This is a genomic window from Kineococcus sp. AC630, assembly GCF_979255925.1.
Genome location: NZ_CEEDMJ010000050.1, coordinates 1 through 7,032 on the forward strand (window position 1 = coordinate 1; position 7,032 = coordinate 7,032).

The window sequence follows — 7,032 nt, forward strand, 5'->3', positions numbered from 1 at the left end:
GTTCGGGGCGGAGGAGGCGCTGGCGCTGGCGGGGCGCGAGGACGGGTGGGAGGTCGTGCGGACGATGGTGGCGTTCTCGGGGTCGGCCTCGCGGTGAGGTGACCGGAGGGTGGGCAGCTCCAGGGCGGGGACGAGGCGTCCGCCGGGTCGACCTCCCCGCGCTGGACCTCGAGCAGGGAGCCGGCCCGGAGACCTCACCGGGACTGCGGCGGCTCTCCCCCGTTGGGGGCGAGGGCGGCGAAGGCGCCGTCGGTGAGCGCGTCCAGCGGCTGCGTCCCGCCGCTCTCGATCCACGCGTCGAAGGCCACCATGAGGCAGCCCAGGGCGGCCATGACCCGGGTGCGCACCGCGAGCAGGGCCGGGGCCTGCGCCGCTGACGCCGTCGAGCGCCGCACCAGCAGGTCCACCAGGGGTGGACGCCAGCTGCCGTGCTTCTCGTGCAGTCCGGCCCACAGCGCCGGGGTGGACCACACCAGGCGCAGCAGCGTCAGGCCCGCCTGCGGGTCGGCCGCGATCAGCTGCACCGCGGGGTCGACGGCGCGCCGCAGCGCCGTCCAGTCCTCCTCCGCCTGCGGCCGGGCGCTGAGGGCGGCGGTCATCTGCTCCCCCAGCGGGTCGAAGACGTGCAGGACGACGTCTTCCTTGCTGGCGAAGTAGCGCAGGAAGGTGCTGCGCGAGACCCCGGCCGCGCCGGCCAGGTCGTCGAAGGTCACCGCGTCGAAGCCGACGTCGACGAAGCGGGGCAGTGCGACGGCGGCCAGTTCCTGGCGCACCGCGGCGCGGCTGATGGCACGCGTGCTCAGTCCACTCACCCGCCCAGCCTACGAGAGCGACGTACTCACTTGCACATCTGGAACTCACTTCGTAACCTGACACTCAGTTCCAGACAGGGAACGCAGACTCACCTACTCTCCGGCTCCCGGAACGTCACCGACCTCGAGGAAGAAGACCCCCGTGTCCCCCACGTCCTACGACCTGCCCGCCCTGCACGTCGCCGTCGCCGGCGGCGTGGCCATCGTCACCATCGACAACCCCCCGCTGAACCTCCTCGACGCCACCCTGCTGCCCTCCCTGCGCCGCTTCGTGGCCCAGGTCCGCCACGACCCCGACGTGCGGGTCGTCGTCTTCGACAGCGCCGACCCCGACCTGTTCATCGCCCACGGCGACACCCGCTTCATCACCGAACCCGACACCCTCGCCGCCGCGGGGGCGGCCACCGTGGCCGCCAACCCCGACGCCGACTTCCCGACCGACCTCAACCTCATGCAGGTCGTGCACGAAGAGGTCCGCGCCCTGCCCCAGGTCACCATCGGCAAGCTGACCGGGTTGGCCCGCGGTGGCGGCAACGAGTTCCTGATGGCCCTGGACATGCGCTTCGCCGCCGTCGGCACCGCCGGTCAGGCCCAGCCCGAGGTCCTCATGGGCATCATGGCCGGCGGCGGCGGGACCCAGTACCTGACCTCCCTGGTCGGACGCGCCCGGGCCCTGGAGATCCTCCTGGGTGCCGAGCTCGTCGACGCCGAACTCGCCGAACGCTACGGCCTGGTCAACCGGGCCCTGCCCGCCGATCAGATCGACGCGTTCGTCGACGCCCTCGCCCGCCGCATCGGCGCGCTCGAACCGCAGATCGTCGCGGCCGTCAAGCAGGCCGTGAGCGCCGCCCCCAGCTCCATCACCCGCCAGGGCCTGGCCACCGAGAACGCCCTCCTCGGCCCCCTCTTCACCCCCGACGCCGCCGAACGGGCCCGCGAGCTGCTCGAGGCGGGCATGCAGACCCGCGACGGCGAGATCGACCTCGAGGCCCTCATCCGCCGGCTCTGACCCGCGATCCGCACCCTGACCGGTGCGGGTCCCCGTCCTCGGGGTCATCAGGATCAGAGCGCCGGGGTTCCCGCTCCCAGCAGCCCGTCGACCTGGCCCTCGGACGCCTCGGCGTGGTCCGTCTCTGCGTCCGGGCCGAGGAGGTGCACCGGCGAGCAGCTCCGCCGCACCGCTGCAGCGCGCCGGGCCGGTTGCTCCCACCGGCGACCTCCGCTCGATCAGTCGTCCCCGACGACGATCTTGTGCATCCAGGTCGGGACGCTCGTGCGGTCCCCGTCGAGCAGCAGCGCGACGTAGCGGGCGTCAGGGTTCTCGGCCGGCGGGGTTTCCGGCCAGGGGGTGTCGCCGTCGGTCATGGTGATGACGAGGTCGAAGCGGGGACGGGCCTGAGCGGCGACCTGCAGACCGACCCGCATGTCGGTGCCCCCGCCGCCGACCATGGTGACGTCGCTCATCGTCCGGACGGTGCGCGGGCGGGAGGCGGCTGCGTCGCACGCGATGACGGTGACCCCCTCGCCGCGGGAACGTTTGACGATGGCCTCGGTCTCGGCGTGGACGCGGGAGAGCATCTCGTCGCTGATGGAGCCGGAGGTGTCGACGACCTCGGCGACGCGCGGGGGGCGGGGCTGGCGCATCGAGGGCAGCACGACGTGAGGTACCGAGGCGGCGCGGCGGGAGGGTCGGGCGTAGGTGTAGTCACGCATCCCGGCGACGTTGGCGCTGACCCGGCGGGTGATGCTGTTCATCTCCTTGCGCCAGTCGACCCGGGGTTCGAGGACGAGGGTGGCCCAGCGTTCCCACCCGGCGGGGACGGAACCCCGGCTGCGGGCGTGCTCGAGGACGTTGCGGGCGGTCTGCTGGCGGATGAGTTCGCCCCGTCCGGCGTCGACGCTGCCGTCGTCGCGACCGTCCTCGTCCGTGCCGGTCTCGTCCTGTTCCCAGGGTCGCCGGGTCCCACCGGCCCCCGATCCGCAGTCGTCGGTCGTCTCCTCCCGGCCGGCCCCCTCCCCGGGATCGGCCTCGGAACCGGCCTCGGAACCGTCGTCGGAGGGCTGCTCCTGCCCGGGTTCGTCCTCGGAGTCCGAGGAACCCTCACCGTCCGGGGAACCCTCCCCACCGACCGTCAACGACGCCGACGCCCGGGCGTCGCCGGTGGTGAGGACCACGACGTAGGTCCCGTCGTCCAGGGGGCGTTCGATCGAGACGTCCACGAGGGAACCGCCCCGCAACCTCGGGGGACCCGCGGCGCCGTCGACCTCGGTCCCCAGGTCGTCCACGACCGCGAGCGCCGTGGTGTCGTCGAGGGTGAGGTCGTCGACCTGCCCGGAGAGTTCGACGGGGACCACGAAACCGCTCGGGAGGTTCGACGGTTGCAGGTCGAGGTGGGGCAGGCCGATCGGGAGGACGGCCTGGACGACCTCGTCGCCGCTGCGCACCCGGATCCGGTAGGCGCCGTCGGGGAGCGGCCCGAGCTCGAAGGTCAGACGGGTCGCGCTGATCGGGGTGACGCTCGAGACGACGTCCAGGGCGCGGCCGTCGGGATGCAGGGCGTGGACCCGCGAGGACGGCCCGAAGTGGGTGTCCTCCCCCACCACGACGATCTTCTCCGCGGGTTCCCGAGCGCGGGTGAGGTGGTCGGGGCGGAGGGTGAGGCTGGGTGCGGTGATCGTCAGGTGGGCCGAGCTCCGTTCCGTCCCGTGGGTCACGACGACCTCGTAGCGGCCCGCCGGCAGCGGCGGGTTCAGGACGAGGGTCCCACCCCGGGGGTCGCGCACCTCGAACCGTCCGGCCGCGCCGGCGACGGGTTCGCCGTCGGCGCCCAGCACCTCGACCGTGCTGGACCCCGCCAGCACCGGGTCGCGGGTCAGGCACAGGAGCGTCGCGGGGATCTCGTTCTCCCGCAGCGTGTCCGGTAGCAGGACGAGGGCCGGGTCACGCTGCGCGAGGCGGCGGCCGAGCGGTCCGGCCAGCAGCAGCCGGTACACCTCCTCCGCGGTCATGCCCTCCCGGCCTCCGGGGACGCGTTCGGGGTACCAGGCCTTCACGGCGGGCAGCCGGACCCCCGCGAGGCGCAGGTCGGCGTTGATGGCGGTGTCGGCGGCCCGGTTCCACAGCGGTACCCGCTCGGGAGGTTCGCGCAGGGCGGCGAAGCGTTCACCGTGCTCGCGCAGGGGGTGGCCGATCTCGTGCAGCCACGCGCCGGCGACCTCCTCGACGGAGGTGGTGAGGACGAACTCGGGGTTGTAGTACATGCGCCAGCGACCGTCGATGGCCAGCGTCGGGAGGTCCCCGCTGGGGATCGCCTTCACCGCGTAGAGGGCGTCGGCCAGGTAGGGCATGAGGTCGGTGGCCTTGGCGCGGCCGGCGGCCAGGCGCAGGTTCGCCTGGCGCAGCAGGGTCTCCTCCACGGCTCAGCCCTTCGTGGTGAGCAGGTTCAACTCGGTCAGGATGGGCGCCAGACCCTGGACGATCCGTGCGGTGGGCAGCGCACCGGCGGGGCGGGCCGCGGCCCAGGCCCGGCCGTAGGAGAAGGCGATGTCGGCGCTGCCGCTCTCGGCGATCACCGCGAGGACGACCCCGCAGTTGACCCAGCGTTGCGCGGTGTTGCGCACGGCCGTCGCCGACCACACCGACGCCGCGACCGCGTAGGTCTGGTCGGTGCGGCGGCGGTCCACGACGTAGACGTCGGGGTCGGCGAGCAGGGTCTCGGGGTCGGGCAGGTCGAGTTCACGCAGGTAGTTCAGGAACATCCCGCCGGCGGTGATACCCACGGTCCCGGCCATCAGCATCGTGACCACGGTGCTGTTCATCCCCGCCGCGGTGGCGTAGGCGTGCAGCCGGGCCGCCATCTCCCACGACCGCGGCGTCGGGAAGGCGCGGCCGGCCTCCTCGGAGGTGCGGGGCATCTGGGTGACCAGTTCCGGCTTCGACCCCAGGAACACCCCGACGACGGCGAGGGTCTGCGCGAGCAGGGCCTCCACCGCGCTCTCCTCGAGCACCGGCACGGCGACGGTCGGCCAGCCCGTGGTGAACCCCTCGCGGACGGTGTCGGCGTCGAGTTCCCACGTGAGGTGCACGAACCGGTTCGCGACGGGCGGGGCGAGGTCCCAGCCGTCGGCGGCGACGTCCGGCGGGTTCGCCGCGGCGATCGTGCGGACCCCGTCGGGCAGGCGCAGGTCTCCCACGACGCCCTCGAGGATCGGGCGCAGCAGCGCCGCCTGGGTGGCGGGCGGGGCGGTGGAGACCTCGTCGTAGAACTGGATCCCGGTGCGGCCCTCCTCGAGCACGGCGTCGCGCAGGCGCACCGCCCACGACGGGGCCGCGAGGGAGGCCGTGCGGGTGGCGGGGTCGACGACGGGCAGACCCGCGAAGTCGCTGGGTTCGCGGATGGAGGCGATGACGGTCTCCAGGTGGGCGCCCATCCCGTTCGCCAGCTCCTGGATCACCGAGGACTTCCCCTGACCGGGAGGGCCCCACAGGATGACGGGCACGTCGGCGAGCAGGGCAACACCGAGGGCGTTGCAGGTGTCGGTGTGGCGCTGGCTCATGCCGCCATTGTCCGGGGCACCCTCCCGGCGGGTGAGACTGGTCGGGTGTGGCGAAGCGCAGGGGTCCGCGTCCGCTCGACGGTGGCGGCGACGGCGCTGCTCGCGGTCCTCGTGCTCGCCGGGGCCGTCACGGGGCTGGTGCTGCTGCGCTCGACGCTGTACTCCGGCGAGCAGGAGACCGGGTCCGTCCAGGCGCGGCTCGTGCGGCTCTCGGTCACGGCGGCTGCGCTGAGCGGATCGGACGCCGCCGCACGGCAGGCGCTGGACACCGCCGTCGGTGCGCAGGCCGACCGCGGGTCGCACATCCAGGTCCTGGACGCCGACGGCGACGTCGTGGCCCGCAGCGCCCGTCTCGCGGGCCTGCCCGCGCTGACGGCGTTGCGCCCGGCCTCGGCGCGCGTCGAGCACGAGGTCGTGCGCCTCCCCGCCCTCGGCGAGGACCACCGCTGGGTCGTGACCGTGCTCGGCGCGGACGTGGAGGACCGGGACTTCCACGTCGTGGTCGCCGAGTCGACCGCCGACGCCGACCGGGTGCTGCGGTGGGCGGGGGTCCTGCTGGGTGTCGGGTCCCCGCTGCTGCTGGCCGCGATCGGCGTCGCGACCTGGACCTTCGTGGGCCGTTCGCTGCGTCCGGTGGAGGCGATCCGGGCGAGGGTCGAGGGCATCAGCGCCCGGGGCCTCGACGGGCGGGTCCCGGTCCCCGCGGGCGAGGACGAGGTGAGCCGGCTCGCGGTGACGATGAACGAGATGCTGGCCCGGCTGGAGGCGGCCCAGGCCGGCCAGCGGCGCTTCGTCGCCGACGCCAGCCACGAACTGCGCAGCCCCGTCGCCACCCTGCGCGCCGCGGCGGAGGTGTGGGCGGGGTCCGGGGGCAGCCTGGCGGAGTTCACGACCCTGGTGGCCTCGGAGAGCGGACGGCTGGAGACGCTGGTCGCCGACCTCCTCGCCCTGGCCCGCGCCGACGAGGGCCGCCTCCTGCTCGTCCCGCAGGAGGTCGACCTCGACGAGGTGGTCGAGGTCGAGACGACCCGGCTGCGCAGTGTCAGCGGCCGCACGGTCCAGGCCACCATCGCGCCCGTGCGGGTCCTCGGCGATCCGCTCGCGCTGGCCCGCGCCCTGCGCAACCTCACCGACAACGCCGTGCGCCACGCCACCTCCCGCGTGGAGCTGGAGGTGGCGCAGGAGGGCGACGTCGCCGTCCTGCGGGTGGGCGACGACGGGCCCGGCATCCCCGAGGGGGACCGTTCCCGCGTCTTCGAACGGTTCGTGCGCCTCGACGACAGCCGCCGACGAGGTTCGGGCGGGACAGGACTGGGCCTGGCGATCGTCGCGGAGACCGCCGCCGCGCACGGCGGTCGCGTGAGCGTCCGCGAGCGCCGGGGTGGGGGGTGCGTGGTGGAGGTGCGCCTGCCCGTGGGTGGTCCTCAGCCCCCGTCGGCGGCGAGGCGGTAGCCGGCGCCGCGGACGGTCTGCAGGGCGTGGCGCTGGAAGGGGAGGTCGATCTTGAGGCGGAGGTAGCGGACGTAGACCTCGACGACGTTGGGGTCGGTGGTGACGTCGGGGTCCCAGACGGCGCGGAGGATGTCGGGTTTGGCGACGACCTGGTCGCGGTGGCGGAGCAGGAACTCCAGGAGGGCGAACTCGCGGGGGGTGAGGGTGAGGG

Annotated in this window: 6 protein-coding genes; 2 read left to right on the top strand and 4 right to left on the bottom strand. The window is 74.0% G+C overall.

Annotated features, from left to right (window positions below; all coding sequences use genetic code 11):
- Window positions 1-194: 194 nt before the first annotated feature.
- The gene (locus AC0I8G_RS25745; protein ID WP_471732484.1) at window positions 195-812 is read right to left on the bottom strand and encodes a TetR family transcriptional regulator; all 618 of its coding nucleotides are present in this window, start codon (window positions 810-812) and stop codon (window positions 195-197) included.
- A gap of 142 nt (window positions 813-954) precedes the next feature.
- Between AC0I8G_RS25745 and AC0I8G_RS25750 the strand changes: the two genes are divergently transcribed.
- Window positions 955-1,821, top strand: coding sequence for an enoyl-CoA hydratase/isomerase family protein (locus AC0I8G_RS25750; RefSeq protein WP_471732485.1), 867 nt, complete (start codon window positions 955-957; stop codon window positions 1,819-1,821).
- A 218-nt stretch (window positions 1,822-2,039) separates the two neighbouring features.
- Here the strand turns inward: AC0I8G_RS25750 and AC0I8G_RS25755 are convergent, their stop codons facing one another.
- Window positions 2,040-4,229 (bottom strand): DUF2201 family putative metallopeptidase, encoded by a 2,190-nt coding sequence (locus tag AC0I8G_RS25755; protein ID WP_471732486.1) that lies wholly within the window; start codon window positions 4,227-4,229, stop codon window positions 2,040-2,042.
- A 3-nt stretch (window positions 4,230-4,232) separates the two neighbouring features.
- Window positions 4,233-5,369, bottom strand: a complete 1,137-nt coding sequence (locus tag AC0I8G_RS25760) for an ATP-binding protein (RefSeq protein ID WP_471732487.1) — start codon at window positions 5,367-5,369, stop codon at window positions 4,233-4,235.
- A gap of 45 nt (window positions 5,370-5,414) precedes the next feature.
- Between AC0I8G_RS25760 and AC0I8G_RS25765 the strand changes: the two genes are divergently transcribed.
- Entirely contained in the window at window positions 5,415-6,821 is a 1,407-nt protein-coding gene (locus tag AC0I8G_RS25765; RefSeq protein ID WP_471732488.1) for a sensor histidine kinase, read from the top strand.
- Here the strand turns inward: AC0I8G_RS25765 and AC0I8G_RS25770 are convergent.
- Window positions 6,794-7,032, bottom strand: a 239-nt coding sequence (locus tag AC0I8G_RS25770; protein ID WP_471732489.1) for a winged helix-turn-helix domain-containing protein, incomplete at its 5' end; no start/stop codon positions are given. The two genes, AC0I8G_RS25765 and AC0I8G_RS25770, sit on opposite strands and share 28 nt — an antisense overlap.